Source organism: Labrys sp. KB_33_2 (assembly GCF_052114505.1).
In the GTDB taxonomy this organism is placed as follows: Bacteria; Pseudomonadota; Alphaproteobacteria; order Rhizobiales; family Labraceae; genus Labrys.
Genome location: NZ_JBFREW010000006.1, coordinates 139,880 through 165,873, shown reverse-complemented (window position 1 = coordinate 165,873; position 25,994 = coordinate 139,880). Strand labels below are relative to the sequence as shown.

Sequence of the window (25,994 nt, the reverse complement as noted above, 5' to 3'; positions counted from 1 at the left end):
CTATGGCCGCAATCAGCTTTTCCCAGGTCAGCAAGGCCTATGCCGATGGGCAACTGGCTGTGAACAAACTGGATCTCGACATCGCCGATGGCGAGTTCCTGGTGCTGGTCGGCCCGTCGGGCTGCGGCAAGTCCACGGCCCTGCGCATGATCGCGGGGTTGGAGACCATCACCGGCGGCACGCTCTCGATCGGCGCGGAGGTGGCCAACGACCTGTCGCCGCGCGAGCGCAATGTGGCGATGATCTTCCAGAGCTATGCGCTTTACCCGCATCTTTCCGTCGCCGACAATGTCGGCTTCGCCCTCAAGGTGCGGGGCGAAAAACGCGAGGCGATCGAGGAGAAGGTGAAGGCCGCCGCCGCGATGCTGGAGTTGGACAAGCTGCTTACCCGTCGTCCCGGGCAGTTGTCGGGCGGCCAGCGCCAGCGCGTTGCCATGGGGCGGGCGATCGTGCGCGAGCCGGCCGCCTTCCTGATGGACGAACCGCTGTCCAATCTCGATGCCCGCCTGCGCGGCCAGATGCGCGCCGAGATCGCCCGCCTGCAGCGGGCGAGCGGGGTGACCACGGTCTATGTGACGCATGACCAGGTCGAGGCGATGACCATGGGTGACCGGGTAGCCGTGATGAATGGCGGCGTGCTGCAACAATTGGCGCCGCCCCGCGAGCTCTACGACCGGCCGGTCAATCTTTTCGTCGCCACCTTCATCGGGGCGCCGCCGATCAATCTGCTGCCCGGCCGCCTGCGCCGGAGCGGGCAGGGGCTGGAAGTCGTCTTGCCGGGCCTCGTCCTGCCCTTGCCGGCCGCTTTCGTGCAGGACAGGCCCGGGCTTGCCGCTGCAGGCGATCACGAGGTGGTGGTCGGCATCCGGCCCGAGAACCTGTTCCTGGCCGATGGCGATTCCGAGGCACTTCCCGCCCGTATCGCCTTTCAGGAGGATCTGGGCGCGAGCCTGCTTCTCCATGTCGACCTTGTCGACCCCGCGACGAAGGCCGAACAGAAACGGGCTGGGCTGGACGAATTGGACGAAAGCGCGCCGGCTGCAGTCTCCACCCGCATGCGCATCAGCGCCCCTGTCAGCGCGAGGCGGAAGGCCGGCGACACTGTCAAGGTGGGGCTGCAGGCCGACAGCCTGCATTTCTTCGATCCGGCAAGCCAGCTGGCGATACGCTGAAGGCATCTGAAGCCATCTTCGCAAGGCGCTCGCGCTTGGCGGCTTTCCCAACCATGCCTATTTATGATTAAAGGCACCATCGCGAGGCGCCGGTGGATTACTTGGCCTCCGGCTTCATTGACAGGACTTCTCCTTTGTTCACAGGCATCATTCAGGGCGTCGCCGATATCGACGCCGTCAAGGACCATGACGGCTTGCGCACCTTCACGCTGCGCTTTCCCGAAGGATTCAGCGAAGATCTCGCCATCGGCGCCAGCGTCTCGGTGGACGGCGTCTGCCTGACGGTGACCGAACTCGTCTCGGCGCGGACGGCGACCTTCGACGTCATGCTGCAGAGCCTGAAGATCACCACTTTGGCCGACTATGTCGCCGGCGATCGCGTGAATGTCGAGCGGGCCGCCAAGGATGGCGCCGAAATCGGCGGCCATCCGATTTCGGGCCATGTCGATTTCTCCACCGCGATCGATTCCGTCGGGACCTCGGAAGGCAACAAGGTCATCCGCATTGCCATCCCGCCGGATTTCGCGCGCTACGTCTTCGCCAAGGGCTATATCGCCATCAACGGCGCCAGCCTGACGGTGTCGGAGGTCGACAAGAAGGAGGGCTGGTTCGAGGTCTGGCTCATCCCCGAAACCCGCCGCATGACCGTATTCGAGGATAAGCGCGCCGGCGATCGGCTCAATATCGAGATCGAGCGCGATACCCAGGTGGTTGTCGATACCGTGCGCGATGCGGTCCGGGAAAGCCTTGGGCGGCTGCAGCCCGTGCTGGAAGCCCTGCTGGCGGAAAAGGGACTCAATCTCGAGGATTTCGTGCAGCTTCCGCGCCGGATCGGCAAGAACTGACGCTGAAGGGATGTGCGAGGTTGTCCAGAAGGCTTGTAGCGCTGTACTTTCCCCCGTCGAAACATGTAATTGGCTGAACGAAGGGGGCTCGATTTCGCCGGAAATCACCCAATCCCAAGCACCACGGCGCCCCCGGTCATGCCCGCACCGGCCGCGGCAAGCAGCAGTTTCTCACCCGACCTGAACGGTTGGACCTGGTTGGCGAGCGACAGCGACAGCGCAATCGTGGCCGCCGAGGAATTGCCGTAGTCCTCGATGCTGCGCACGGTCTTGGCTGTGTCCAGCCCGAGTTCGGCCGAGACCGCATCGAAGATCCGCGCATTGGCCTGATGGGGCACAAAGCGATCGATGTCCACCGCCGTCATCTCTGCCCGGGCCATGGCCTTTTCGGCGCAATGGCTCATCATGCGCACGGCCTGCGAGAACACCGCCTTGCCGTCGCGCATGGTCATCAGGAAGTCCTGGGCGGCGATCTCGGGGGCGAAGGGGCGATTGCTGCCACCGGCCGGAATGGAAATCAGGTCGTATTGGCTGCCGTCCGAGGCAAGGTCGACGCCGATGAGGCCGGTCTCCTCGTCGGGCGAGGGGCCGAGCAGGAGGGCGCCGGCGGCGTCTGCGAACACCACGGCACTGGCACGCTCCTGAGGGTTGATGCGGCGGCTCAGGATATTGGCAGCAACCACCAGCACGGCCTTCTCCTGGGTGCGTACGAAGCCATCGGCAAGCGTGAGGGCATACAGGAAGCCCGAACAGGCGCCGGCAAGATCGACGGCCCCGGCTTTGGCCAGTCCGAGGCGATGTGCCAGCAAAGGTGCCGAGGGCGGCAGCAAATGGTCGGGGGTCGAGGTCGCCAGCAGGACCAACCCCACTTCGTTGGCCGTAATACAGGCATCGGCCAGGGCTGCGGCGCCGGCCTCGGCAGCAAGTCCGCTCAGCGTGTCCGCGGGGCCCGCCCAATGGCGATGGTGGATGCCGGTCCGCCGCTCGATCCAGCCCGCCTCGAGCCCGAGTCTTGCCTCAATCTCGGCATTGCCGACCCGGCGTTCCGGCGCGCAGTGGCCGAAGCCGAGTACGCGGCTCGAACGGCAACGGGTCACGAACTGATGCCGGCGACCAGGTCCACCGCCTCGTCTATGGCCGCATAGGCACGGTCGAGATCATCCGGCGTGACGCAATAGGGCGTCATCAGATAGATCACATTGCCGAGTGGACGGATAAGCAGGCCGCGGGCCTTGAAGAAGGCGCGCAGCCGTGGCCCCGCATCGGAAAGATAGCCGCCCGAAGGCACGGCGATCTCCATGACCGCGATGGTACCGCATTGCCGGATATCGGAGAAACGCGGATCGCGCCGGAAATGGTCGAGGCGACGGCTGTGTTCGGTAGCCATGCTTGCGATGCGCTCCGTGACCGGTTCGGCGCGCCAGATGTCGAGATTGGCGCAGGCCGCCGCGCAGGCGATGGGATTGGCGGTATAGGAACTGGAATGAAAGAAGGTTCGGCTGCGGTCATCAGACAGATGCGTCTCGAAGATCTCCGCCGTGCACAAGGTTGCTGCGAGCGGCACGGCGCCGCCGGTGAGCCCCTTGGACAGGCACATTATGTCGGGCGTGATGTCGGCTTGCTGGCAGGCGAAGAGGGAGCCGGTGCGCCCCCAGCCGGTCATTACCTCGTCGGCGATCAAGAGGACGCCATGGGTTTCGGCGATCCGCTTCAGTTCGCTGAGAACCCAGGGGGCATAGATGCGCATGCCGCCGGCACCCAGCACCAGGGGCTCGATCAGCAAGGCGGCAATATCGCCTTGCCGACAGAGACGTTCGAACGCATCGAGCGTGTGCTGTTCCTGCCCGGCGGCGGGAAAGGGCAGACTGTCGACCGAGAACAGCAGGGGGCCATAGGCCGCGTTGAAGACGCCGCGTTCCCCGGCCGACATCGTACCGATGGTGTCGCCATGATAGCTGTGCTCCATCACCACGATGCGCGAGCGCGGCGTGCCGCGATTGTGGAAGAAGCCGAGCGCCATCTTCAGGGCGACTTCGACCGCGGTCGAGCCGCTGTCGGAGTAGAAGACATGGGCGAGACCTGATGGCGCGAGCTCGATAAGTCCCCTGGCGAGCGTCTCGGCTGGTTCATGCGTGTAGTCGGCGAAGATGATCTGGTCGAAGCGTTCGCTGGCGTCCCGGATTGCCTGCATGATGGCAGGATGCCGGTGGCCGTGGGTGATCACCCACCAGGAGGAGATCGCATCGAGCACGGCCTGTCCGTCCTCCTCATAGAGGAAGGCGCCTTCGGTGCGGGCGATCCGGCGGGTCACCGGGTCCAACTGATGTTGTGTGAAGGGATGCCAGACCGGCGAGGGCAGGGATTTCAGCATGAGGCAAGCCTCTTCTTGATAATGGACAGGTCGATCCAGTTTCGGAAGCCAGTGTGTAAGTTATCGGCGGTCAGCGGATCGAATTTCGGCAGCCAGCCGAGGTCGTTGATATCGCCGATTTCGGTAATGATGGATCGGGTGTCCGCCTGCTCGTCGCCGATGAAGACGACGCCGAGGATGGGAATGGCCCGCCGGCGCATGGCTTCGAGCGACAGCAGCGTGTGATTGATGGTGCCCAATCCGGTACGCGCACAGAGGATGGTCGGATAGCGCCAGCGGGCAAACACATCGGCGAACAGGGTCCGGCGTGTCAGCGGGACCAGGAGTCCGCCGGCACCCTCGATGACGAGAGGCCCGGAGAACGGTGGGGGATCGAGTGTATCAGGATCGAGTTCCGCCCCGTCGATGGCTGCAGAAAGATGCGGCGAGGCCGGCGTGGTGAGGCGGTAGGCCTCGGGCAGGATGCGGTCCGAGGGAAGGCCGCCCAGCCGCTCCACAGTCTGGCTGTCGGTCTCTTCGTCCAGGCCCGATTGCACCGGCTTCCAATAGCTGGCCTCGAGGGCATATGCGAGGGCGGCCGAGAACACCGTTTTGCCGATGCCGGTATCCGTGCCGGTGACGACGACGCGTGGATGAGCTTCACCGATCATGGCACGGCCCTTGGGACCTTCGTTTCATCGATCGTCCTCCGCCATCACCACGGCGAGCCGTTCGGCCATTTGCATGATGGCCTCCTCGTCGACATTGGGCGTGATGGAAATGCGTAGGCGCGCTGTGCCGGCCGGAACCGTCGGGGGGCGGATGGCGCGGACATCGAAGCCGGCAGCCTGCACCCGCTCGGCGATGGCAAGGCAGCGCTCATTGTCGCCGATGACCACAGGTAGGATCTGCGAGCCACTGGTCTCGATGCCGAGCCGATCGGCCACAAGCCTGTTGGCGAAATCGATCAGCGACAATTCCCGGCCACGCCGCTCCGGTTCGTCGGTCAGCGCGCGGAGTGCCTCGCGCACCAGCGCGGCCTGGAGCGGGGAAGGCGCGGTGGCATAGATGAAGGGGGCGGCATGGTTGACCAGGACGTCGCAGAGCACGGCACTGGCACCGACGAGCGCACCCGAGGAGCCGAGCGCCTTGCCGCAGGTATGCAGCACCACGACATTGTCCCGGCCTTCCAGAGCGGCGGCGAAACCGCGCCCGCCTGGCCCATGCACCCCGGTGGCATGGGCCTCGTCGACATAGAGGAAGCCGTCATGCGTATCGGCCAGTGCCATCAGTTCCGCCAGAGGGGCGGCGTCGCCATCCATGGAATAGAGGCTCTCGACTACGATCCAGGGATGGCCGCTGCCGCCAGCCGCCCGCCAGGCGCGGATGGCCTGCTCGAAGGCAGCAACGTCGTTATGCCGCACGGCGACAGCCGATGCGCGGCCGGCCGCGATGCCGGCATGGGCACTGGCATGAATGAGGGCATCGTGGACGATGAGGTCGTTGCGGTGGGGCAAAGTGGAGAGCGCCGCGAGATTGGCGATGTAGCCGCCATTGAAATAGAGCATGCGCTCAGAGCCGAAAAAATCGGCGGCTTCGATCTCCAGGGCCTCATGCTCGGGATGATTGCCGCGCAGGAGGCGCGAGCCGCCGGCACCGGCGGGCACACCACGATCGACGGCGGAGATGAGCGCCTCGCGCAAACGCGATGACGACGCCAGCCCCAGATAGTCATTGGAGGTGAAATCGATGCCGCTCTGGGGCGCCAGGACCCGGCGGCGCCCCTTGCGTTCGAACTGGCCGAGCCTCGCCGTATAGCGCGCCAGCCGGGGCCGTTCGCCCGGCAATGCAACGCTCACGGGGCGTCCTCCATGCGCGCGGCCGTGAGGCCAAGGCGGCGCATCAGGCTGGTGTCCTTGTCGTCGCCCGGATTGGCGGCGGTGAGCAGCGTGTCGCCGACGAAGATGGAATTGGCGCCTGCGAAAAAACACAGCGCCTGCATCTCGTCGCTCATCGCAGTGCGTCCCGCGGTAAGGCGTACATGAGAGGTCGGCATCAGGATGCGGGCGAGCGCGATGATGCGAATGAACTCGATGGAATCGACCGGCGGGGTATCCACCAGCCGGGTGTCGGGCACGGGGATGAGCATGTTGATTGGCACGCTTTCCGGCGCCTCGGGCAGGTTGGCGAGCGTCACCAGCATGTCGATGCGGTCATCCACCTCCTCGCCGAGGCCGAGAATACCGCCGGAGCAGACCTTGATGCCGGCCTCGCGCACATTGGCGAGTGTATCCAGCCGCTCGGAAAAGCTGCGGGTGGTGATCACCTCGGGGTAGAAGCGCTCGGAGGTATCGATATTGTGGTTGTAATAATCGAGCCCGGCCTCGGCGAGCGTTCCGGCCTGCTGGGGCGACAGCATGCCGAGCGTCATGCAGGTCTCCATGCCGAGCGACTTCACGCCTTCGACCATGGCGACGAGCATGGCCATGTCGCGCTGCTTGGGACTGCGCCAGGCCGCTCCCATGCAATAGCGCGTGGCGCCGCCCGCCTTGGCCTGGCGCGCCTCCTCGATCACCCGATGCACCTCAAGGAGTTTGGAGGCCTTCAGGCCACTGTCGTGATGGGCAGACTGGCTGCAATAGCCGCAATCTTCAGGGCAGCCCCCCGTCTTGATGCTGAGCAGCTTGCTGAGCTGAATGCGATTGGGATCGAAAAACCGGCGATGAACGGTCTGGGCGCGAAACAGCAGGTCGTTGAACGGCAGGTCATAGATCGCGCGGGCATCGGCGTGGCTCCAGGGCAAGGGGGTAGCACTGTCAGCGCCATCAGCGCCCAAATCAACGATACCGGCTGTGGTTTCACGGCTCTGAACTGTCGATACCTGATCGTGCATGTCGTCTCCTCGCATGACCACTCGCGGATCCCATGGGAAGTCACGAGCTTGGGAAGGAGAGGCAGCCAAGCATCGGCGCCTCAAAATTATAGATAAAATTCTCAATCTATCTATCTGGAATCATCATAAAGTTGCGAGGAGAGGATGCATCTGATTTTATCATAGATAATCTATGGAGCTGCCATGGCCGAAACCGTTGCCGAGCGCATAGCGCGCACCCTGGCCGAGCGCATTGTGCGCGGGGAACTGGCGCCGGGAATACCGCTCAGGCAGGACAAGATCGCGGCGGAGTTCGAAGCGAGCCATGTACCCGCCCGCGAGGCCTTCCAGCTGCTGCGCGCCCAGGGTCTGGCGGTCAACGAGCCGCGGCGCGGTATGCGGGTGGCGCCGCTCGATCGCAAGGCGGCGCAGGAAGTCGTCGAGATTCGGGCGAGTCTCGAGGTCCTGGCACTCAGCCATGCCATTCCCTGGCTGAATGCGACGAGTTTCGAACGGATGGAGCAGGCCCTTCAGGCCGGCGACCGGGCTGAGACCATTGAGGAATGGGAACTCGCCAACCGGGCCTTTCACCGCGAGATCGTGGCACCCTGCCGCATGCCCCGGCTGCTTGCCATGCTGGATGGGTTACAACTCGCCAATTCTCGCATCATCTTCGCCGCGACGCGGACGGCGGGATGGCGCCCCGGTACGAGCCATGCCCATCGGCAGATTCTCGATGCCCTGAGGCAGCGGAATGCCAACCGCGCGGCGACCTTGCTGCGGTCACATATCCACGGGCTCGAGCAGGTAAAGAGCGGCGACTTTCCGTCATCGCCGCCTTCCGCTTCCTGGATCGGTTCAGGCCGGTGAAGGACCGCTTGCACCGGGCCTCCAGGCGATGACGCCCTCCGTGCGCGCCCGCACCTTCGGCGAAGCGAGGCATGTCGCAACCGCTTCGTAACCGGGAAAACCTGGAACGGGAACGACCAGCGAGGGAGGGCTGTGATTGGCGGGACATAGGATGATGGCCGCCTCCTCGCCGGCCGTTGCCAGGTCCAGAATGGCATGTGACCGGGTCAGCACGAAGAGCGGGCGGGTGCCAGGAGGGCGCGCTCGCAGATAGGCACTTACCGCGCGCTGGGTCGGCTCGTCCAATCCCTGCTCGATCATATCGATGACAAGAAAGGCGGGGCCTTCTTCTGCCAGGCCGATGACCAGTGCCGTGAGGGCATCGGACATCTCGGCGCCATGGTGAGCGAGGTGCGCGAGGATCGGCTCGACGCGATCGCGAAGAGCCCGATCGGTTGCCAAACCTTCCCGCAATGGAGCCATGTCGGATACGCGCTCCAGGCCGAGAAAGGCGGCATTCGGCAGGGTTTCGGCCAAGCGCAGTGCCAGTCGGGTCTTACCGCTGCCGAGCGGGCCGATGATGTAGGTCAGCGACCTGACGTCCTGCATCTCGAAGCGTTCGCCGCCCCAGGGCCAGGGCAGGTCGAAGGCAATGGCCGGAGCTCGGGTAGGGGAAGAGCGCCGCATGAGATCCCCGACCTCCAGCGCAGGAGTATGGGCGAGGTCGCTTTGGAGGGCTTCAAGTGTCGTGGCCGTTGCGGCAAGCCCTTTGAGTCGATCCTGCACGGCCCCTCGACGCGCCGAGAGCGCTGCTATCCGCTCGCGGCTATCGCCCTTCAGGATCCGCGCGATCTCGGCAAGCGTGAAGCCGAGCCTGCGCAACGCGGCAATCTCCCCCGCCTTGTCGATCTCCTCGGGCCCGTAGACACGCCAGCCCGCTGCGGTGCGCGGCGGGGCAAGCAAGCCCTTGTCCTCATAGAGCCGCAGGGCCTTGGTCGAGACGCCCAGCCGCCTAGCGGCCTCGGACGGATTGAGGAAACGGACTGATGCCGGCATGAATCACCCCTCGGTGGCTGACCATCCTCTTATCGAGGCGGCCCCAGGGGCAAGGTCAAGCGCGCTGGTTGCTCATCACGCCGTGTCGTCCTCCTGAACCTTGAGGATGACGGCATCCTTGGCGTCGACGGCACGCCCGTCGCTGGTGCGGATCTCGAGCTGGATAGTTTGTCCGGTCTTGCGCTCTACCAGCCGTGAATGTGGCTCACCGGGCGCGAACAAATGGGCCTCGCCGAATTTGCGCAAGGCCACCATCACCGGGAAGAGATCCCGCCCCATCTCGGTGAGGTGATATTCCTGGTGCGCGCCGCCATCCGCTGCCGGCGCGGACTTAAGAATGCCCCGGGCGATCAGGGTCTTCAGGCGCTCGGACAGGATGTTCTTGGCGATGCCGAGGCTCTTTTGAAACTCCCCGAAGCGCGTGAGCCCGTCGAAGGCGTCACGCACGATCAGCAGCGACCACCAGTCACCGATCACGTCGAGCGATCGTGCGCTTGGACAATAATCCTCGGTAAGGCTCTTGCGCTTGACCATGGTTTCACCCGTGTCCGGGCGCCTTTGCAATTTCGGTTGCATTATAAAACCCTATCGCCTATGAGGCAAATGGTTTCATTATTAAACTTATTTCAGATGGAGTTTGCCATGCCTTCGGACGTGGAATTGGGTCCCTCCGGCACTGCGACACTGGATGCCGGGGCGAGGCAGCCCTCAGTGCTGCTATCCCGCTCGCTCATTCTGCTTTTTGCCGTGGCAAGCGGCCTTGCGGTCGCCAATGCCTATTTCGCCCACCCCTTGCTCGACGTCATGGCCGACGATCTCGGCCTGTCGCGGGCCACCGCGGGCCTGATCGTCGGCGCGACCCAGCTCGGTTACGGCATCGGCCTCATCCTGCTCGTGCCGATCGGGGATCTGGTCGATCGACGCAAGCTGGTCATCGCCCAGTCGCTGCTTTCCGTCCTTGCTCTCGTCTCGATCGCCTTTGCCTCCAGCGGCGCCATGCTGCTCGTCTCGATGGCCGCGATGGGCCTGCTGGCCGTGGTCACCCAGGCCTTCGTCGCCTATGCCGCCAGTCTGGCGCGGCCATCGGCACGGGGGGAGGTGGTCGGCATCGTCACCAGCGGCATCGTGCTCGGCATCCTGCTCGCCCGCGCCATTGCCGGCTTACTCACCGATCTCTCCGGCTGGCGTACGGTCTATGTCGTCTCGGCCGTGACGACGCTCGTCATCGTCCTGGCCTTGTGGAAGATGCTGCCCCCGCAGCCGCGTCCGGCGCAGCGCCTGACCTATCCCCGGCTCATTAGCTCTCTCTTCACCTTGTTCCTGCAGGAACCGGTGCTGCGGATCCGTGCCATCATCGCCATGCTGATCTTTGCCGATATCACCACGCTGCTGGCGCCACTGGTGATGCCGTTGAGCGCACCGCCCTTTTCCATGTCGCACAGTGTGATCGGCCTGTTCGGCCTGGCCGGTGCTGCCGGAGCCCTCGCAGCTGCGCGCGCCGGGCGCTGGACCGACAAGGGCTTCGGGCAGCGCGTGACCGGTATCGCGCTCGGCCTGATGCTGCTGTCCTGGTTGCCGATCGGGCTGCTGCCCTACTCGATCCTGTGGCTGGTTCTCGGCGTTCTCGTCATTGATTTCGGCCTCCAGGCCGTGCATGTCACCAATCAGGGCATGATCTACCGCGTCCGGCCGGAGGCACAGAGCCGGCTGACTGCGGCCTACATGGTGTTCTATTCGATCGGCAGCGCCATCGGATCGTCATCCTCGACCATGGTCTATGCCTATGCCGGCTGGACCGGCGTCAGCCTGCTCGGCGCCACCATCGCGGCTATCGCCCTGGTCTTCTGGGCAGCCACCTTGCGGGCCACGCCCAAGGAGGCGACGCAGGCGATCGCCGCCACCAAGTAGCGATGAGATATGGAAAGGTTCAGGCCGACTGGCGTCTCATCAACTTGCCGAGCAGGGACGTCATTTCCCGCAAGGCCTGCAGCTCGCCGCTTTCCCGGGCAACGGCACAGCCTCTGTTCCAGACGGCGATGGCGGCCGGGGCATCCCCTGCTTTGGCATGGGCGGCGCCGAGCTGCTTGTAGGCGGCGGCGTAATCGGGTTTCAGGGCTATGGCTCGCGCGAGGTGCAGGATGGCCCCGGCCGGGTCGCCCTGTTCCAGCCGGGCGCGCCCCAGCGTAAAGCGTGCGAGGGCACTATCGCGGCCAGAGGCGATCTGCTGTTCCAGGCGAGCGATCAATCCGCCGGCGTCGGCCATGGCTGGGGCTCCTCGGCGAAGAGGGGCGGTGCCTCTGAAAGCGGTGCCGGCCGATGATATTGCCGCCGGTGCCAGAGTAACGGGGCCGACGTCTGCGCCAGCCGTGTTCCGACGATCGCGCCGGCAAGGACGAGATGGGTGGGGATCGACATGCTGCCGATCAGTTCGCAGTCGATGGAGGCGGCGGCCGCGGAGAGACGCGGGGTGCCGGACGCCCAACTCTGCCACTCACCGACACCGAAGCGGTCTATGCCGCCAAGCTTGCCGGCGAAGGCATCGGCAGTATTCTCCTGGTCGCTCGCCAGCATCGTCACGGAAAAGCGCCCCGAGGCAAGGATAAGCTCGGCCAGGCGGCATGTCCGGTCGATCGAAACCAGAAGGGAAGGCGGTTCGGCCGAAAGGGAGAGCACGGCCGTTGCCGTGCGCCCCTGGCGTTCGCCCTGCCAATAACCGGCGACGATGCACACCGTTGCGGCCAGGCTCGACATAGCCTCGGCGAATTCCGATCGGTCGACGGGAGCCCGGCTGGGCTGTTTCAATGCCACCGGAGTGGTGGGGGCGGAGCTGCCGATCTCCATGGCACTTTCTCCCAGCCCGCCCGACATGCCGCATCCAGGCGTCAAAGCGTGGCCAAATTGGCTTCCGCAAACTCGTAATTGGCCAACTTGTCGAGGAAGTTCACGACATAATCGGGGCGGCGGTTACGAAAATCGACATAATAGCTGTGCTCCCAGACGTCGAGGCCGAGCAGGGGCGTGCCTTCGCCGGTGGCCAGCGGATTGGAGCCGTTCGGCGTCTTCGTCACCTTCAGCTTGCCGTCCTTGCCCACGACCAGCCAGGCCCAGCCCGAGCCGAACTGCGTGGTCGCCGCCGTCTTGAAGGCTTCCTTGAAGGCATCGGTGCCGCCGAGATCGGCATCGATCTTGGCCTGCAGTTTGCCGGGGATGCCGCCGCCATTCGGGCTGAGCGCCTGCCAGAAGTGGATGTGGTTCCAGTGCTGCCCGGCATTGTTGAATACCGGTGCCACCTCGGGCCGGTCCTTGACCAGGGCTATGATCTCTTCGAGCGTCTTGCCCGCCAGCGCGGCGTCTTTTTCCACGAAGCCGTTGAGGGCGGTGACATAGGCCTGGTGGTGCTTGCCGTGATGGAGCTCGAGCGTTTCCTGGCTCATGCCGCGTGCGGCGAGGGCGTTGATGTCATAGGGCAGGGTTGGAAGCGTGAAGGCCATGATGTTTCTCCGGGATCGGAGGACCACGCTCGCCATAGCCGACGGCGCAATCCGTTTTCAAAGTCCTGTCTTTGAAAAACGAATTGCGCCATATGTCAATTCATAAGTTGGAAAATCGACGCTCTTCGCTCACCGCATAAAGACCGTGGCGAGGTATTCGGCTTACCATCTTATCTGGTTCCGGCGATGCCTGTGACTGTGTTGTTGTCGCCGGCACCGGCACCCGGAAGAGAAGGCCAAGCCTTGCAGCCGCTCGATATGGCAAGTGCAGCGCTTGAGCCAGATCGATTCGGAGTCTTGCCATTGCGCGTGACAGTGGTGATCTCCGCATCGCCGCGCACAATCGGGATGCCGACGATAACGATGACCGAGAGGCAAGGTTCTGTTTTCCAAGGCCGGTCTTGACATATCGTTGAGGCGTCAATAATCAAAGTTATTGCTTGTTTTATTGCGAAGCCCAACGCGCCTGGGCCAAAGGAGCTGCTTGCCCGTCCGTCCCCGGCGTTGCGTAGGAAGGAGTTTTTCAATGTCGGCTCAGGAAGGTGGGTGGGGAGCGTTGTTCTCCGGTCGCAACGCTATACGGTCGGTCGCACTGGCCGGCGGTGTCGGGCTGCATGCCATCAATGTTTATGTCGCTACCACTATCCTGCCTTCGGTGGTCTCCGATATTGGCGGGCTGGACTACTATGCCTGGAACACCACCTTGTTCGTGGTCGCCTCCATCATCGGCTCGGCACTGTCGCCCGGATTGCTGCGGGGCCGTGGTCCACGGGGCGCCTATGGCTGGGCCGCTCTGCTGTTCGCCTTCGGAACGCTTGGCTGCGCCCTGGCGCCCAGCATGCCGGTGATGCTGATCGGCCGATCGATCCAGGGCCTCGGCGGCGGTTTCCTGTTCGCCTTGTCCTACGGCATGATCCGCATCGTCTTTCCAGAAACCTTATGGCCTCGGGCCATGGGGTTGATTTCGGGCATGTGGGGCATCGCCACGCTGGTCGGCCCGGCCATCGGAGGCATCTTCGCCGAGATCGGCGCCTGGCGTGCCGCCTTCTGGTCGATGATCCTGGTGGTGGGCCTGTTCGGCGGCATCGCCGTGGCTGTCCTGCCGTCGCGATCGGGAGAAGAAAGCAAGGGCTCTCGCACGCCCCTGGCCCAGTTGGTTCTGCTGAGCCTTTCGGTGCTGGCCGTTTCCGCCGGCAGCGTACGGGCCGATCTGGCCTGGAATCTTGGCGGCATCGTCATTGCCCTGGTCGGGCTTGCCGCCTTGGTTGCCGTGGAAACGCAGGCAGGGCAGCGGCTGCTGCCCCGCGGATCCTTCCGTCTGTCGACACCGCTGGCGCTGACCTTCGCGACCATGTCGCTGCTCACCATTGCGGTAACGACAGGCGAGATGTTCATCCCGCTCTTCCTCCAGGTGCTGCACGGCCAGTCTCCCCTGATTGCCGGCTATCTTGCCGCCGTGATGGCAGCCGGCTGGACCGTGGGCTCGATCGGCAGTTCCGGGCAGCGGGGGCGCAACGCTGCACGCACCATCATGGCCTCGCCCCTGGTGGCGTTCGCCGGCATGCTCGCCCTGGTTTGGCTGATCCCAACCGCCGGCGGCGGGGAGGGGCCGACGATCGCCCTGTTGTGCCTGGCTCTCGCCGTCGTCGGCATCGGCGTCGGCCTTGGCTGGCCGCATATGCTGACACGGGTGCTGCAATTGGCGCCGGAAGAAGATCGCGACATCGCCTCGGCCGCCATCACCACCACTCAGCTTTTCGCGACGGCCATCGGTGCGGCCCTGGCGGGCATGGTGGCCAATCTGGCCGGTCTCTCCGACCCCGGCGGCATCGCCGGCACCTCGAGCGCGGCGTTCTGGCTGCTTGCCGTCTTCTCCGCTGCGCCGGCCCTCGCCTTGGTTACAGCAGGGCGAAGCGTGCGCGGCGCGGCCGACAAAGCGCGGCTTGCCGTGCCGTCGCCCTGAGGAATCATTCGGGTTTGTCCGGCAGCAGGCGCAGTATGTCTTCGAAAATCTCCTGCCATTCGGCTTCGGTCATCTGCACGAATTGAAAGCTGTGCAGGAAGAAGATGCCTTCGGAGGCGAGAAAGGCCAGGCGAGCCTTGCGCCCCTCGGGTGAAGAGGGGTCGATCGCCGTCAGATAGCGGCGGTACCAGGCGCGGGTATCAGCCAGTTGATCCGGGCTCTGGATCAGGGTTGCCAGCATGGCGGCCGAACGGGAGGCATCCTTGTCGTCGACATGGCGATTGGCCTCGACATAGGCCCGTACCAAGGCATGAGGGCCTGGCTGTTTCGCCGCGATCCTGGCGACCTCGGCGTCGAAACTCTCGGCCCAGCGCTCGAGCATGGCCTTCAGCAGGCCATCCTTGGTGCCGAAGCAATATTGCACCCCACCTTTGGTGATTCCGGCCTCCTTGGCGACGGCGTCGATGCTCAGCCCTGCAGGTCCGATGCGTGCCACCACGGCCTCTGCCGCATCAAGAACCAGATTGCGATCAATGCTACGGGGGCGGCCCAAACCACTTCTCTCTTTTGTTTCAATACGAATGTATTTATATTCGGCGAGTGCGGTGGGCAAGCTGTCCGCTTTGCGCGGAAGATTCCTTTCAACACTGACACTTGACCAATGGCATATCACAATCGCTGGCTGGTTCTCGCAATCGTTTCGAGTGCCTTGTTCCTCATCGTCGTCGACCTGACCGTGCTTTACACGGCGCTGCCACGCCTGACCCATGATCTGGCCGCAACGGCCTCTGAAAAACTCTGGATCCTCAATGCCTATCCTCTCGTCGTCGCCGGCTTGCTGCCGGGCTGCGGCACGCTGGGCGATCGCATCGGCTCCAAGCGGATGTTCATGGCGGGCCTGCTCGGCTTCGGAGCGGCCTCTCTGCTGGCGGCCTTCGCGCCGAGCTCGGTCATATTGATCGCTGCCCGCGCTTTGCTAGCCGTCGGCGCCGCCATGATGATGCCCGCGACCCTCGCCATCATCCGTGTCACCTTCGCCGACGAGAAGGAGAGGGCCTTCGCCATCGGCGTCTGGGCGGCAGTGGCTTCGAGCGGCGCGGCTTTCGGCCCGGTGCTCGGCGGTCTGCTGCTCGAATTCTTCTGGTGGGGATCTGTCTTCCTGATCAACGTTCCGGTGGTGATCCTCGCCTGGGTGGCGGCCGGACTGGTGCTGGAAAATCGGCCGGGCCGGGCTACCCATCCGTGGGACTTCGTCGGTTCGCTCCAGATCATGGTCGGGCTGATTGCCACGGCCTATGCCATCAAGGAATTGGGCAAGCGTTCGCCGAGTTGGGAGGCCGCCCTTGCCGCCGGGCTCATTGGCGCCCTGGCATTCCTCATGTTCAGGCGGCGCCAGCGCCGGAGCGAGACGCCGCTGATCGATTTCGGCTTGTTCCGCAACCCCGAATTCGCCGCGGGCGTCATCGTGGCCACGGTCTCCTCGGCAACCCTGATCGGCGTGGAACTGGTGTTCAGCCAGCATCTGCAATTGGTGCGGAACTTGTCCCCCTTGCAGGCTGGCCTGCTTCTATTGCCCATCCCTCTGGCCTCTATCGTGGCCGGGCCACTTGCCGGGCTTGCCTTGCCGCGGCTCGGCGCCCGTCACGTGCTTTGGATGTCGCTTGCGGTTGCCGGTACAGGTCTTGCCTTCTTCCTGCTGACGCATGACCGAACGGCGGCTCTCTGGTTGACGGCCCTCAGCGCCATGGGGTTCGGCGTGGGAGCGTCGATGTCGGCTGCTTCCAGTGCGATCATGGTCAATGCGCCGGAGGAGCGGGCCGGCATGGCCGCCTCGATCGAGGAGGTTTCCTACGAGCTCGGTGGGGCGCTCGGCGTGGCTGTGATGGGCACCATCATGTCGGCGATCTACACGGCGATGCTGGTGCTGCCGCCCGACCTGCCCGTAGCCGGCACGGTGCGCGACAGCCTGGACGAGGCCCTGCTCGCGGCTGAAGGGTTGCCCTCGTCCTCGGCCGACATGCTGGTTCGGTTGGCGCGCTCGGCTTTCGAGCAGGCCTTTCTCGGTGTGATCGCCGTCTGCTCGCTGCTCTTCTTGCTGACGGCGCTTGTCGTCGGCCTGATGGGGCGCCGCCAGGACCGCCTGAGTGATCGTCAACCGATCGGTTGACGATCACGGAAGAGCTGTCGTCAGTTGCCGGCCGTCGCCCGATCCGGCTTGTTCACCACCTTCGCGGCAGGCACTTTCTGCTCGCGCAGTTCGAACCACATCGCGTTGAGGATGGCGAAGGAGCAGGCGAGGCCAAGGCCGAGGATCCAGGAAAAATACCACATGGTCGGGCTCCTTCAGTAGGCGTTGGGGTTGCGGCCAATCGAGTCGGCGGTGACGGGGCCACGCATCACGCGGAAGACCCAGGTGGTGTAGGCCAGGATCAACGGCAGGAAGAAAGCCGTCACCAGCAGCATGACGAAGAGCGTCATGTGGCTGGAGGAAGCGTCCCATACAGTCAGGCTGACCTTGGGGTCGAGTGAACTCGGCAGCAGGAAGGGAAACAGCGCCAGGCCTGCGGTGGCGATGATGCCGATGATGGCGAGGCTGCTGCCGGCAATCGCAAGCTTGCCCGAACGGGCCGAGAGACCAGCAAAGGCCACCAGTGGCCCGAGCAGGCCAAGGGTCGGCGCCGTCCACATCCAGGCATGGGTATGGAAATTGGCGAGCCAGCGGCCGACTTCGAGAGCGACGGTCTTGCCGAGCGGATTGGAAGGCCCGAGCGGATCCTGCGGGCTGGTGACGACATAGCCGTCGATGCCATAGGCGATCCACACGCCGCCAAGGGCGAACAACACCAGGGTTGCCAGAGCGGCAAGTCGGCCATAGCCACGCGCGCGCTCCGTCATCGGCCCCTGGGTGCGGGCCGAAATCACCGCTGCGCCATGGGTTACCAGCATGGCAAGGCTGACCAGGCCGGCGAGCAGCGGGAAGGGGCGCAGCAGGCCGAAGAAGTTGCCGGCATAGGAAGGCCGCAAGGTGGCATCCAGGCCGAACGGTACGCCCAGCAGCACGTTGCCGACGGCGACGCCGAAGATCAGGGCGGGCACGAAGCCTCCGAGGAAAAGCGCCCCGTCCCACAGATTGCGCCAGCGTTGATCCTGGAGCTTGCCGCGGAACTTGAAGCCGACGGGACGCAGGATCAAAGCGAGCAGGATGGCGATCATCGCCAGGTAGAATCCCGAGAAGGATGTCGCATAGAGGGCTGGCCAGGCCGCGAAGATCGCGCCGCCGCCCAGGATCAGCCAGACTTGGTTGCCTTCCCAGGTCGGCCCCATCAGGTTGATGAGGATACGGCGTTCCTCATCGGTACGCGCGGCAAAGGGCAGCAGCGCGCCGATGCCGAGATCGTAGCCATCCATGATGGCAAAGCCGATCAGGAGTACGCCGAGCAGGGCCCACCAGATCAGGCGCAAGGTTTCATAGTCGAGGGGTATCGTGTTCATGAGTGCATATCCAGATCTGGCTCAGCGCGGCGCGCGCGCAAGGGCGGGCTCGGGCAGGGGGCCTGCGCCAGCCGGTGCTTCATCGAGCACGCTGTGCTCGGATGGTCCCTTCCGGATGGTTTTCACCATCAGGAGGATCATGACGATGAGCAGGCTGGTATAGAGCGCCAGGAAGAAGCCCAGGCTGATGACGAGATCGGTAAGGGTGAGGCCGGAAGCGGCATAGAAGGTCGGCAGCACGCCCTCGATCGCCCAGGGCTGGCGGCCATATTCGGCGACCAGCCAGCCGGCCTCGATCGCCACCCACGGCAATGGCAGGCTCCACAGGGCCACGCGCAGGAAAGCGCGGTTCTCGCCAAGACGGTGGCGGCAACTCATCAGGAAGGCGAGGCCGAAGAAGGCGATGAAGTAGAAGCCCAGGGCCACCATGACGCGGAAGCTCCAGAACAGCGGCGCCACGCCGGGTACCGTATCCTGGGCGGCACGCTGGATCTCCTCCTGCGTGGCATTCTGAATGTCGGGGCGATAGCGCTTGAGCAGCAGCGCATAGCCAAGATCCGGCCATTGCCTGGCGAAAGCCTCGCGAGCGGCCTTGTCGTTCGGGTCCTTGCGGATGGCGTCGAGACTGGCCGAGGCCTGGATGCCGTTACGGATACGGACTTCCGCATGCTCGACAAGCGGCCGGATGCCTGGCAATTCCTTGTTCAGGCTGCGGGTTGTGATCAGGCCCAAGACCCAGGGAACCTTGACTTCGAAGCGATTGCCGTCCTTGCCCGGAAGGGCGAAGACCGTGAGGCCGGCCGGCGCTGGCTCGGTCTCCCACATGGCCTCGATGGCGGCGATCTTCATCTTCTGGTGTTCGGTGGCGACATAGCCGCTCTCGTCCCCCAGCACGACGACGGATAGCGCCGAGGCAAGGCCGAAGCTCGCAGCCACCACCATGGAGCGCCGCGCAAGATCGCGATGGCGTCCGCGCAACAGGAAAAAGGCGCTGATCGCCATCACGAACATCGAACCGGCGACATAGCCGGCGCTGACCGTGTGCACGAACTTGGCCTGGGCGACCGGATTGAAGATGACCGCGATGAAATCGGTGATCTCCATGCGCATCGTGTCGGGATTGAAGGCCGAGCCGACCGGGTTCTGCATCCAGCCATTGGCGATCAGGATCCACAGGGCAGAGAAATTCGCGCCCAGTGCCACCAGCCAGGTCACGGCCAGATGCGCCACCTTCGACAAGCGGTCCCAGCCGAAGAAGAACAGGCCGATGAAGGTGGCCTCCATGAAGAAGGCCATCAATCCTTCAATCGCGAGGGGGGCCCCGAAGACATCGCCGACATAGTGGCTGTAATAGCTCCAGTTCATGCCGAACTGGAATTCCATCACGATGCCGGTGGCGACACCCATGGCGAAGTTGATGCCGAACAGCGTACCCCAGAATAGCGTCATGCGACGCCAGACCGGGTTGCCGCTCATCACATAGACGCTTTCCATGATGGCGATCAGGACGGAAAGACCAAGCGTCAAGGGCACGAAGATGAAGTGATACATGGCTGTCGCCGCAAATTGCAGCCGCGACAGGTCAACGATGGTGAAATCGATCATAGACGCCCAACCTGCTCCAATACTGGCATTGCACCAGTCTCAAGTTTCCCTAAACGGGCAACCCGTGGCGGGCATTGATCGAAATCAATGCCCCAGCAGCCCGCGGCGGCTAAAGATGCGGGGATTGTGCTTCGGTTGGTTTTGCTTTTGCAAGACAAATTCTAAATTAGACAACACTTTGCTTCGTAAGAAGAGCGGTGGATATACTGGCGCCATTGGTGAACTATCTGGGCTTGTGTTGCGTAGAAATTGCAGATGAGGTCGATGTGGAGCAAGCAAGCGAGAAGGTCGGCGTCCAGATCGCAGGAAGGCCAAACGGGCGAGACGGCGCCGCTCTCGTCGCTCTCGCCCGCAATGCCCGACAGGGGCTGGCGATCGCAACGATCCTGCCGCTCGTCTCGGGGGGGCTCCTCGTCGTCCAGGCCTATCTGCTGGCTTCGGTGCTGCATCGGGCCGTGGTGGGAGGAGAAAGCGTCGCCACCCTGGGCAGCCTGATCGTCTGGATCGCTGTCCTGATCGCCTCGAGGCTCGTACTGGCAGCGCTGGGCGAGCAGGCGGGTATTGCCGCAGCCGAGCGCATCAAGTTCGAGTTACGCGGGCGCCTGGCCTCGCGCCTGGCCGCCAGTTCGCTCGAATGGTCGGCCTCACGCTCCTCCGGTGCATTGAGTGCGGCGGTGGTGGACCAGGTCGAAGCACTCGACGGCTTCTTTGCCCGCTTCCTGCCGGCGAGCATACAGGCGGCCGTGCTCCCGCTGGCTTTTGCCGCGGCGGTGCTGCCGGTCGACTGGGTGGTCGGTCTGCTCTTCCTGCTGACGGCGCCACTCATCCCGCTGTTCATGGCGCTGGTGGGCTGGGGGGCGGAGGCGGCGACCAAGGCCCAGGCCAATGCGCTTGTGCGGCTGGCCGGGCATTTCGCCGATCGCCTGCGCGGCATGACCACACTGAAACTCTTCGGTCGTGCCGAGTTCGAGACCCGCGATGTCGAACGAGCGAGCGAGGATCTGCGCCGCAGGACCTTGCGCGTGCTGCGCATCGCCTTCCTGTCCTCCGCCGTGCTGGAATTCTTCGCCGCCCTCGGCGTTGCCGGCGTGGCGCTCTATGTGGGCCTGACCTATCTCGGGCTCGTGGACCTGCGCGGCTCCGCCCTCACATTGCAGGCAGGCCTGTTCTGCTTGCTGATGGCTCCGGAAGTCTATCAGCCCTTGCGCCTGCTTGCCGCCCACTATCACGACAGGGCTTCAGCCAAGGCGGCGATTGCCGAGATCGAGGCACGCTTCGCCGGACTGCCGGAGGCAGGCAGCGCTTCGGAGCGCGCAGCGCGTCTTCCGGCTTCGTCCGGCGGATTGCCGCTCCGTATCGAGCACCTGACCATCCGGGTACCCGACAGCGATCGCGTCCTGCTCGACGACATCTCGCTGGAGATCGCAGCGGGCCGGCACCTCGCACTTTTCGGTGAAAGCGGGATCGGCAAGTCGAGCCTTTTGGAAACGATAGCCCGCCTGAGGCCGGGCGACGGCATCCATGTCGCAGGGCTTGAGCTTGCTGCGATCGACGAAGCCAGCCTGCGGGCGGGCGTCGCCTTCATCAGCCAGCGCGCGCGCCTGTTTCATGGCTCGATCGCCGAGAATATCAGGCTGGGCAAGCCTTCCGCCTCGGCGGAGGAGATTGCGCGCGCGGCAGAACGGGCATGTGTCCTGGATTTTGCCTCGAAGCTGCCCGATGGGCTCGATACCCTGATCGGAGAAGGCGGCGTCGGCCTGTCGGGCGGTGAAGGGCATCGGGTCGCCCTGGCGCGCCTGTTCTTGCGAGAACCCGGCCTGATTCTCCTGGATGAGCCGACGGCACATCTGGATGCCGCCACGCAGGCCCGTGTACTCGATGCCTTGGTCGATTTTGCCGCCGGTCGAACCATGATCGTCGCGACCCATTCGCTCGCCGTAGCCGCCCGGCTGGATGAGGCCTGGCGGCTGGCCGGCGGCAAGCTGCTGCCGATGCCGCACGTTCCCGCCGGCAAGGCACACAAACAACCGAGGTGGACCGCATGATCGCCTTGCTGTCCTTCTGGCCGCTGTTCCGCCAGCATATCGGCCGCATGGGGCTGGCGCTGATGTTGGGCGTGCTGACCTTGACCGCCGGTGTCGCACTGCTCTGGATCTCGGGCTGGTTCCTGACGGCGGCGGCTCTCACCACGGCGGCGGCGAGCTTCAACCTGTTCGGTCCGTCCTCGCTCATCCGGGGCCTGTCCTTGGTGCGGATCCTCTCGCGCTATGGCGAAAAGCTGGTCGGACACGACGCCACCTTGCGCCTCCTCTCGGCTCTCAGAGGCTGGTTGTTCGCGCGCCTGTTTCCGCGCGTTCCCTTGCCGTCACGCGATCTCAGGCATGGTGACCTCGTCAGCCGGCTCACGGCCGACGTCGATACGCTCGACACCGTCTTCCTCACGGCGTTCGGCCCCTTCCTGACGGCCTTGTTGATCGGGACCGGCATGACGGCCGGGCTGTTCTTTCTGCTGCCGGCCGCCGCTCCGATCTATGCTGCGGTCCTGATCCTCGCGCTTGTCGGCGTTCCGGCCATGCTGCCCCTATTCTCGCGCCGGCTGGGTGCGGAACTGGTGGAGGCCTCCGCCGCCTTGCGCATCGCCATGCTGGATCGCATCGATGGCCACGCCGATCTGGTTGCCTTCGGCGCGGTCGCTGCGGCAGGTCAGGAATTCGACCAGGCAGCAAAGCGGCTCGCGCAGGCCCGCAGACGCTCAGCACGCGCCGGCCTGCTGGCCGGGGCGGCTGTACAGGCGCTGGCGGGACTCGCCCTCATCGGCGTGCTCTGGTGCGGCGTCCAGGCTTTGCGGCAGGACGAGATCGGCGGCCCTCTGCTCGTCGGCCTGCTGCTCGCGGTACTCGCGAGCTTCGAAGCAACGGCCGTGCTGGTGCGCAGTGTCGCCAAATTCGGTGCTGCCCTGACGGCCGCCCAGAGGGTGCGTGCGATTGCGCAGATGGCTCCCGCAATCGGCGATCCCCAACGCCCCGTGGCGCTGCCGGATGGCGACCTTGCCGTGAACCAGGTGACTTTCGGCTTCGACCCGGCGCGTCCGGTGCTGCGCAACCTCAGCCTTGCGATTTCGGCAGGCGAGCGCGTGGCAATCATCGGCGAGAGCGGCAGTGGCAAGTCGACCTTGCTTGCCCTGCTGCTCAGGCTGCACGATCCCCAGGCCGGCTCGATTGCAGTGGGCGGCACCGATATCCGCACCGTGCGCCAGGCCGATCTCCATGCACGGGTCGCCCTATTGGACCAGAATGCGCCTGTCTTTCTCGGCTCGGTGCGCGACAATCTGTTGATCGGCCGAGCCGAGGCGAGCGATGCCGAACTCTGGTCTGCGCTCGACGCGGCACGGATCGCGAATTTCGTGCGGAGCCTCCCCGAGGGGCTCGATGCCTTTGTCGGAGAAGCGGGACGCACTTTGTCCGTCGGGCAGGTGCGGCGGCTCTGTCTTGCCCGCGTCCTGCTGTCACCAGCCGAAATTCTGGTTTTCGATGAACCGACCACTGGCCTCGATCGAGCCATGGAGGTGGATTTCCTGGCCGATCTCGCAGCCGCTACCAAGGGGCGCAGCGTCATCCTCGCAACCCACGCCGACATCCCAGCGGGAGCAGTCGACAAGATGCTTGCCCTCGTCGACGGTCGCTTGATACCGGCAGAACTAACAGGCGGCTGAACGCCGATGTTCGGGCGGAATGCTGATGCCGGCGATGTCGGTGAGCCGGTCCTCGCGCAGTATCTCCACCAGATGGGCTTCGGGCAGGCGGATCAGTCCCTGCGTCTTCAGCCGGGTGAAACAGCGACTGACGGTCTCAATGGTCAGGCCAAGATAATCGGCGATATCGGTCCGCGACATCATCAGCTGCAACACATGTCGATGATGGGGCTGGCCATTGGCCCGGGCATCGAGCGTGAGCAGGAAGCTTGCCAGCTTTTCGAGCGGCGCCAACCGGCCGAGCATGAGCTGATTGTCTTGGGCCTGGCGCAAGGCCGCTCTGGTCATGCGATGCAGCCTGTCCCTGAGGCTCGGAAACTCGCTCATCAGCAACTCCATCTCGCGGATGGGGAAGGCGCACAGATTGGAAGCGATGACGGCTTCGGCCGATTGGGAATGGACGTCGTCGTCGACCAGGCCGAGATAGTCGCCCGGCAACAGAAACCCGGCGATTTGCCGCCGGCCATCGGGCAGATCGGTGAAGAGCCTGAGCATGCCGGATGTCAGGCTGTAGACCTTGCGGCGGGGATCGCCCTGGCGCAGCAGCGTCTGGTTGGGCTGGAGCGCCATCGGGCTGACAATGCTTTCGAGACGATGAAGATCCTCATCGGCCATGGCCGCGCAAAGAGCCTGGTGCCGAACGTCACAGTCGCTGCAGGCTCCGCAAGCCTTGCGGACTAGCGTGAGAGGAGAGCGGAATCCGGCTGCTGCGCCCATGATGAGAACCAATCGCGTTGCGACGAAGTCTATGGGGTAGCAGGTGGGGGCAGAGCCCGCGACTGGACATTTCGTCCAGTCGGACCGTCTGGCGACGGCGAGGCGACGTGGGCAGCAAAGGGCGAGCAGCTTCGCGAGTGGGTTGAGAATGCAATTCTAATACAGGAGATAAGTACTTCTAATTTGCCAACATAGATGATGCAGCCCTTAATTAGTTCTATCCGAAATCGATGAATTCGGTTCTCGGAAAGAGAAAATTCGGGAGGGGATATGGCAGATTACAGCATTTTTGATCTTGGTGACGTCGTATTGCAGTCTGGATCTACGTTGCGCGCGACGAAGTTGGCCTACAAAACCTATGGCAATCTCAATGCCAAGCGGGACAATGCCATCGTCTACCCGACCTGGTATTCCGGCCAACACTATGAAAACGAGTGGCTGATTGGGGAGGGCATGGCCCTCGACCCCAACCGCTACTTCATCATCGTGCCCAACATGCTCGGCAACGGCCTGTCGAGTTCACCGAGTAACACGCCCGAACCGTGGAACAAGGCGCGCTTTCCCAAGGTGACGCCCTATGACAACGTGCGCCTGCAGCACAGGCTCGTGACGGAGAAGTTCGGCATCGAAACGCTGCCATTGGTGACGGGCTGGTCCATGGGCGCGGGGCAGACCTATCACTGGGCGGCTCTCTATCCCGATATGGTGCAGCGCATTCTGCCCTTCCAGGGCGCGGCACGCTGCTCGCGGCATAATTTCGTCTTCCTTGAAGGCGTGAAGGCAGCGCTCACCGCCGACGCAGCCTTCAAGGAAGGTTGGTACGACACATCCCCCACGCGGGGACTGCGAGCCATGGCCCGGGTCTATGCCGGTTGGGGCTTCAGCCAGGCCTTTTATCGGGAAAAGCTCGACCTCGAAGTCATGGGCTATGCCAGTCTGGAGGATTTCCTTGTCGGCTTCTGGGAAGGCATCTTCCTGCCCCGCGATGCCAATAACCTTCTGACCATGCTGTGGTGCTGGCAGCATGGCGATATCAGCAAGAACGAGCTTTTCCACGGCGATTTCGAAAAGGCACTGGGCGCCATCAAAGCCAAGGCCTTCGTCGTGCCTGCGTCAACGGACCTCTATTTCCCGCCGGAAGACAATATCCATGAGGTCAAGCACATGCCCAACGCCGAATTGCGTCAGATCGACAGCATCTGGGGCCACTTTGCCGGGGGGCCGGGCACCAGTCCCGCCGATGTGAAGACGCTCGACAATCTGCTCAAAGAACTGCTGGCCAGTTGAGCGCGGGAGGCTTTCATGCTGGTCGGCTTGGTTCTGCTCTATGTCGGCATGGTGCTGTTCCAGAATGGTCTATGGCTGCTCGGCCGGATCGGGGACAGGGAAGTCGCCTTGCCGAACTTCTTTTCAGGGGCCGTGCTGGCCCTCGTCAGCCTCGACCTGGTGATGGGAGGTACGCTCACACTCGGGGCGGTCAAATCGGCCGCGCTGATTCTCCTGTTCGGCATCACCTTCCTCTGGGTCGGCTTCAACCAACTCAACGGGAATGACGGACGCGGACTGGGCTGGTATTGCCTTTCCGTGGTCGCCATTCTCCTGCCGATCACCATCGAGAGCTTCCGGGCGGCGGCCACTATCTGGGACCATTGGTTTGCGCTGTGCTGGCTACTTTGGGCCACCCTCTATGCGATGTTCTTCCTTTTGCTGGTAAAGGGCATGCGGATTGGCCGCCCGACAGGCTGGATGGCTTTGTTCAACAGTGTGGTCACCGGCCTTCTCCCCGGCTATCTCTTGCTCGGAGGTCATCTGGCATAGTCATCTTGCCTGG

25 protein-coding genes are annotated in these 25,994 nt (G+C 64.1%); 10 read left to right on the top strand and 15 right to left on the bottom strand.

Annotated elements, in window-relative coordinates:
* Positions 1–2: 2 nt before the first annotated feature.
* Positions 3–1,172 (top strand): ABC transporter ATP-binding protein, encoded by a 1,170-nt coding sequence (locus AB4037_RS13070; RefSeq protein ID WP_441771812.1) that lies wholly within the window; start codon positions 3–5, stop codon positions 1,170–1,172.
* Between the two features lie 134 nt (positions 1,173–1,306).
* On the top strand, positions 1,307–2,017 hold the full coding sequence (locus tag AB4037_RS13065; protein WP_441771811.1) for a riboflavin synthase subunit alpha: 711 nt from the start codon (positions 1,307–1,309) through the stop codon (positions 2,015–2,017).
* A 104-nt stretch (positions 2,018–2,121) separates the two neighbouring features.
* On the opposite strand, the gene AB4037_RS13060 is transcribed toward AB4037_RS13065, so the two are convergent.
* The 5 genes from AB4037_RS13060 to bioB are packed head-to-tail and all read right to left on the bottom strand — an operon-like array spanning position 2,122 to position 7,260.
* Complete coding sequence (locus AB4037_RS13060) at positions 2,122–3,114, bottom strand: beta-ketoacyl-ACP synthase III (protein WP_441771810.1); 993 nt, start codon at positions 3,112–3,114, stop codon at positions 2,122–2,124.
* Positions 3,111–4,388, bottom strand: coding sequence for an adenosylmethionine--8-amino-7-oxononanoate transaminase (locus tag AB4037_RS13055; protein WP_441771809.1), 1,278 nt, complete (start codon positions 4,386–4,388; stop codon positions 3,111–3,113). Before AB4037_RS13055 ends, AB4037_RS13060 begins: the two co-directional genes overlap by 4 nt.
* Positions 4,382–5,038, bottom strand: a complete 657-nt coding sequence (gene bioD / locus AB4037_RS13050; RefSeq protein WP_441771808.1) for a dethiobiotin synthase — start codon at positions 5,036–5,038, stop codon at positions 4,382–4,384. Before bioD ends, AB4037_RS13055 begins: the two co-directional genes overlap by 7 nt.
* Before the next feature lie 24 nt (positions 5,039–5,062).
* Positions 5,063–6,226, bottom strand: coding sequence for an 8-amino-7-oxononanoate synthase (locus tag AB4037_RS13045; RefSeq protein WP_441771807.1), 1,164 nt, complete (start codon positions 6,224–6,226; stop codon positions 5,063–5,065).
* Positions 6,223–7,260 (bottom strand): biotin synthase BioB, encoded by a 1,038-nt coding sequence (bioB, locus tag AB4037_RS13040; protein ID WP_441771806.1) that lies wholly within the window; start codon positions 7,258–7,260, stop codon positions 6,223–6,225. Before bioB ends, AB4037_RS13045 begins: the two co-directional genes overlap by 4 nt.
* A gap of 183 nt (positions 7,261–7,443) precedes the next feature.
* Here bioB and AB4037_RS13035 point away from each other — a divergent pair, with 183 nt between their 5' ends.
* Positions 7,444–8,109 (top strand): GntR family transcriptional regulator, encoded by a 666-nt coding sequence (locus AB4037_RS13035; RefSeq protein WP_441771805.1) that lies wholly within the window; start codon positions 7,444–7,446, stop codon positions 8,107–8,109.
* Here AB4037_RS13035 and AB4037_RS13030 read toward each other — a convergent pair.
* Both AB4037_RS13030 and AB4037_RS13025 read right to left on the bottom strand, forming a co-directional pair.
* Positions 8,098–9,144, bottom strand: coding sequence for a MerR family transcriptional regulator (locus AB4037_RS13030; RefSeq protein ID WP_441771804.1), 1,047 nt, complete (start codon positions 9,142–9,144; stop codon positions 8,098–8,100). The two genes, AB4037_RS13035 and AB4037_RS13030, sit on opposite strands and share 12 nt — an antisense overlap.
* Positions 9,145–9,219: 75 nt before the next feature.
* The gene (locus tag AB4037_RS13025; protein ID WP_441771803.1) at positions 9,220–9,678 is read right to left on the bottom strand and encodes a winged helix-turn-helix transcriptional regulator; all 459 of its coding nucleotides are present in this window, start codon (positions 9,676–9,678) and stop codon (positions 9,220–9,222) included.
* Between the two features lie 108 nt (positions 9,679–9,786).
* Between AB4037_RS13025 and AB4037_RS13020 the strand changes: the two genes are divergently transcribed.
* Positions 9,787–11,052 (top strand): MFS transporter, encoded by a 1,266-nt coding sequence (locus AB4037_RS13020; RefSeq protein ID WP_441771802.1) that lies wholly within the window; start codon positions 9,787–9,789, stop codon positions 11,050–11,052.
* Positions 11,053–11,071: 19 nt separating this feature from the next.
* On the opposite strand, the gene AB4037_RS13015 is transcribed toward AB4037_RS13020, so the two are convergent.
* Genes AB4037_RS13015 through AB4037_RS13005 form a run of 3 tightly spaced genes read right to left on the bottom strand, consistent with a single transcriptional unit; the run spans position 11,072 to position 12,635 of the window.
* Positions 11,072–11,407: a tetratricopeptide repeat protein gene (locus AB4037_RS13015; RefSeq protein ID WP_441771801.1), complete on the bottom strand. Its 336-nt coding sequence runs from the start codon at positions 11,405–11,407 to the stop codon at positions 11,072–11,074.
* On the bottom strand, positions 11,386–11,985 hold the full coding sequence (locus AB4037_RS13010; protein ID WP_441771800.1) for a flavin reductase family protein: 600 nt from the start codon (positions 11,983–11,985) through the stop codon (positions 11,386–11,388). The genes AB4037_RS13015 and AB4037_RS13010 overlap by 22 nt, the downstream gene beginning before the upstream one ends.
* Before the next feature lie 41 nt (positions 11,986–12,026).
* A complete protein-coding gene (locus tag AB4037_RS13005) occupies positions 12,027–12,635 on the bottom strand; it encodes a superoxide dismutase (protein ID WP_441771799.1) in 609 nt (202 codons plus the stop codon).
* 526 nt (positions 12,636–13,161) lie between these two features.
* On the opposite strand from AB4037_RS13005, the gene AB4037_RS13000 reads away from it, so the two are divergent.
* Positions 13,162–14,598: an MFS transporter gene (locus AB4037_RS13000; protein ID WP_441771798.1), complete on the top strand. Its 1,437-nt coding sequence runs from the start codon at positions 13,162–13,164 to the stop codon at positions 14,596–14,598.
* A 4-nt stretch (positions 14,599–14,602) separates the two neighbouring features.
* Here the strand turns inward: AB4037_RS13000 and AB4037_RS12995 are convergent, their stop codons facing one another.
* Positions 14,603–15,151, bottom strand: a complete 549-nt coding sequence (locus AB4037_RS12995; protein ID WP_434956544.1) for a TetR/AcrR family transcriptional regulator — start codon at positions 15,149–15,151, stop codon at positions 14,603–14,605.
* Positions 15,152–15,259: 108 nt separating this feature from the next.
* Here AB4037_RS12995 and AB4037_RS12990 point away from each other — a divergent pair, with 108 nt between their 5' ends.
* Positions 15,260–16,765: an MFS transporter gene (locus tag AB4037_RS12990; protein ID WP_441771797.1), complete on the top strand. Its 1,506-nt coding sequence runs from the start codon at positions 15,260–15,262 to the stop codon at positions 16,763–16,765.
* Between the two features lie 20 nt (positions 16,766–16,785).
* On the opposite strand, the gene cydX is transcribed toward AB4037_RS12990, so the two are convergent.
* From cydX to AB4037_RS12975, 3 genes are read right to left on the bottom strand one after another with little or no spacing between them, the layout of a single operon-like run.
* Complete coding sequence (cydX, locus tag AB4037_RS12985; protein ID WP_441771796.1) at positions 16,786–16,929, bottom strand: cytochrome bd-I oxidase subunit CydX; 144 nt, start codon at positions 16,927–16,929, stop codon at positions 16,786–16,788.
* A gap of 12 nt (positions 16,930–16,941) precedes the next feature.
* The gene (gene cydB / locus AB4037_RS12980) at positions 16,942–18,090 is read right to left on the bottom strand and encodes a cytochrome d ubiquinol oxidase subunit II (protein ID WP_441771795.1); all 1,149 of its coding nucleotides are present in this window, start codon (positions 18,088–18,090) and stop codon (positions 16,942–16,944) included.
* A gap of 21 nt (positions 18,091–18,111) precedes the next feature.
* Complete coding sequence (locus AB4037_RS12975) at positions 18,112–19,695, bottom strand: cytochrome ubiquinol oxidase subunit I (protein ID WP_434956540.1); 1,584 nt, start codon at positions 19,693–19,695, stop codon at positions 18,112–18,114.
* 266 nt (positions 19,696–19,961) lie between these two features.
* Here AB4037_RS12975 and cydD point away from each other — a divergent pair, with 266 nt between their 5' ends.
* Together cydD and cydC are read left to right on the top strand one after the other, a co-directional pair.
* Positions 19,962–21,740 (top strand): thiol reductant ABC exporter subunit CydD, encoded by a 1,779-nt coding sequence (cydD, locus tag AB4037_RS12970; RefSeq protein ID WP_441771794.1) that lies wholly within the window; start codon positions 19,962–19,964, stop codon positions 21,738–21,740.
* Positions 21,737–23,407, top strand: a complete 1,671-nt coding sequence (gene cydC, locus AB4037_RS12965; RefSeq protein ID WP_441771793.1) for a thiol reductant ABC exporter subunit CydC — start codon at positions 21,737–21,739, stop codon at positions 23,405–23,407. Before cydD ends, cydC begins: the two co-directional genes overlap by 4 nt.
* Here the strand turns inward: cydC and AB4037_RS12960 are convergent.
* A complete protein-coding gene (locus tag AB4037_RS12960) occupies positions 23,393–24,163 on the bottom strand; it encodes a helix-turn-helix domain-containing protein (protein WP_434956537.1) in 771 nt (256 codons plus the stop codon). The two genes, cydC and AB4037_RS12960, sit on opposite strands and share 15 nt — an antisense overlap.
* Before the next feature lie 270 nt (positions 24,164–24,433).
* On the opposite strand from AB4037_RS12960, the gene AB4037_RS12955 reads away from it, so the two are divergent.
* Together AB4037_RS12955 and AB4037_RS12950 are read left to right on the top strand one after the other, a co-directional pair.
* Positions 24,434–25,450, top strand: coding sequence for an alpha/beta fold hydrolase (locus tag AB4037_RS12955; RefSeq protein WP_434956536.1), 1,017 nt, complete (start codon positions 24,434–24,436; stop codon positions 25,448–25,450).
* A gap of 15 nt (positions 25,451–25,465) precedes the next feature.
* Positions 25,466–25,981, top strand: coding sequence for an AmiS/UreI family transporter (locus AB4037_RS12950; protein WP_441771792.1), 516 nt, complete (start codon positions 25,466–25,468; stop codon positions 25,979–25,981).
* The last annotated feature ends 13 nt before the right edge of the window (positions 25,982–25,994 follow it).

Coding starts and splice junctions, on each gene's coding strand:
- AB4037_RS12975 (WP_434956540.1), bottom strand. CDS start 19,695: ATGATCGATTTCACCATCGTTGACCTGTCGCGGCTGCAATTTGCGGCG.
- AB4037_RS13005 (WP_441771799.1), bottom strand. CDS start 12,635: ATGGCCTTCACGCTTCCAACCCTGCCCTATGACATCAACGCCCTCGCC.
- AB4037_RS12950 (WP_441771792.1), top strand. CDS start 25,466: ATGCTGGTCGGCTTGGTTCTGCTCTATGTCGGCATGGTGCTGTTCCAG.
- bioB (WP_441771806.1), bottom strand. CDS start 7,260: ATGCACGATCAGGTATCGACAGTTCAGAGCCGTGAAACCACAGCCGGT.
- AB4037_RS13030 (WP_441771804.1), bottom strand. CDS start 9,144: ATGCCGGCATCAGTCCGTTTCCTCAATCCGTCCGAGGCCGCTAGGCGG.
- AB4037_RS13020 (WP_441771802.1), top strand. CDS start 9,787: ATGCCTTCGGACGTGGAATTGGGTCCCTCCGGCACTGCGACACTGGAT.
- AB4037_RS13070 (WP_441771812.1), top strand. CDS start 3: ATGGCCGCAATCAGCTTTTCCCAGGTCAGCAAGGCCTATGCCGATGGG.
- cydB (WP_441771795.1), bottom strand. CDS start 18,090: ATGAACACGATACCCCTCGACTATGAAACCTTGCGCCTGATCTGGTGG.
- cydC (WP_441771793.1), top strand. CDS start 21,737: ATGATCGCCTTGCTGTCCTTCTGGCCGCTGTTCCGCCAGCATATCGGC.
- AB4037_RS12990 (WP_441771797.1), top strand. CDS start 15,260: ATGGCATATCACAATCGCTGGCTGGTTCTCGCAATCGTTTCGAGTGCC.
- AB4037_RS12960 (WP_434956537.1), bottom strand. CDS start 24,163: ATGGGCGCAGCAGCCGGATTCCGCTCTCCTCTCACGCTAGTCCGCAAG.
- bioD (WP_441771808.1), bottom strand. CDS start 5,038: ATGATCGGTGAAGCTCATCCACGCGTCGTCGTCACCGGCACGGATACC.
- AB4037_RS13000 (WP_441771798.1), top strand. CDS start 13,162: ATGTCGGCTCAGGAAGGTGGGTGGGGAGCGTTGTTCTCCGGTCGCAAC.
- AB4037_RS13035 (WP_441771805.1), top strand. CDS start 7,444: ATGGCCGAAACCGTTGCCGAGCGCATAGCGCGCACCCTGGCCGAGCGC.
- AB4037_RS13015 (WP_441771801.1), bottom strand. CDS start 11,407: ATGGCCGACGCCGGCGGATTGATCGCTCGCCTGGAACAGCAGATCGCC.
- AB4037_RS12955 (WP_434956536.1), top strand. CDS start 24,434: ATGGCAGATTACAGCATTTTTGATCTTGGTGACGTCGTATTGCAGTCT.
- AB4037_RS13010 (WP_441771800.1), bottom strand. CDS start 11,985: ATGGAGATCGGCAGCTCCGCCCCCACCACTCCGGTGGCATTGAAACAG.
- AB4037_RS13025 (WP_441771803.1), bottom strand. CDS start 9,678: ATGGTCAAGCGCAAGAGCCTTACCGAGGATTATTGTCCAAGCGCACGA.
- AB4037_RS13055 (WP_441771809.1), bottom strand. CDS start 4,388: ATGCTGAAATCCCTGCCCTCGCCGGTCTGGCATCCCTTCACACAACAT.
- cydX (WP_441771796.1), bottom strand. CDS start 16,929: ATGTGGTATTTTTCCTGGATCCTCGGCCTTGGCCTCGCCTGCTCCTTC.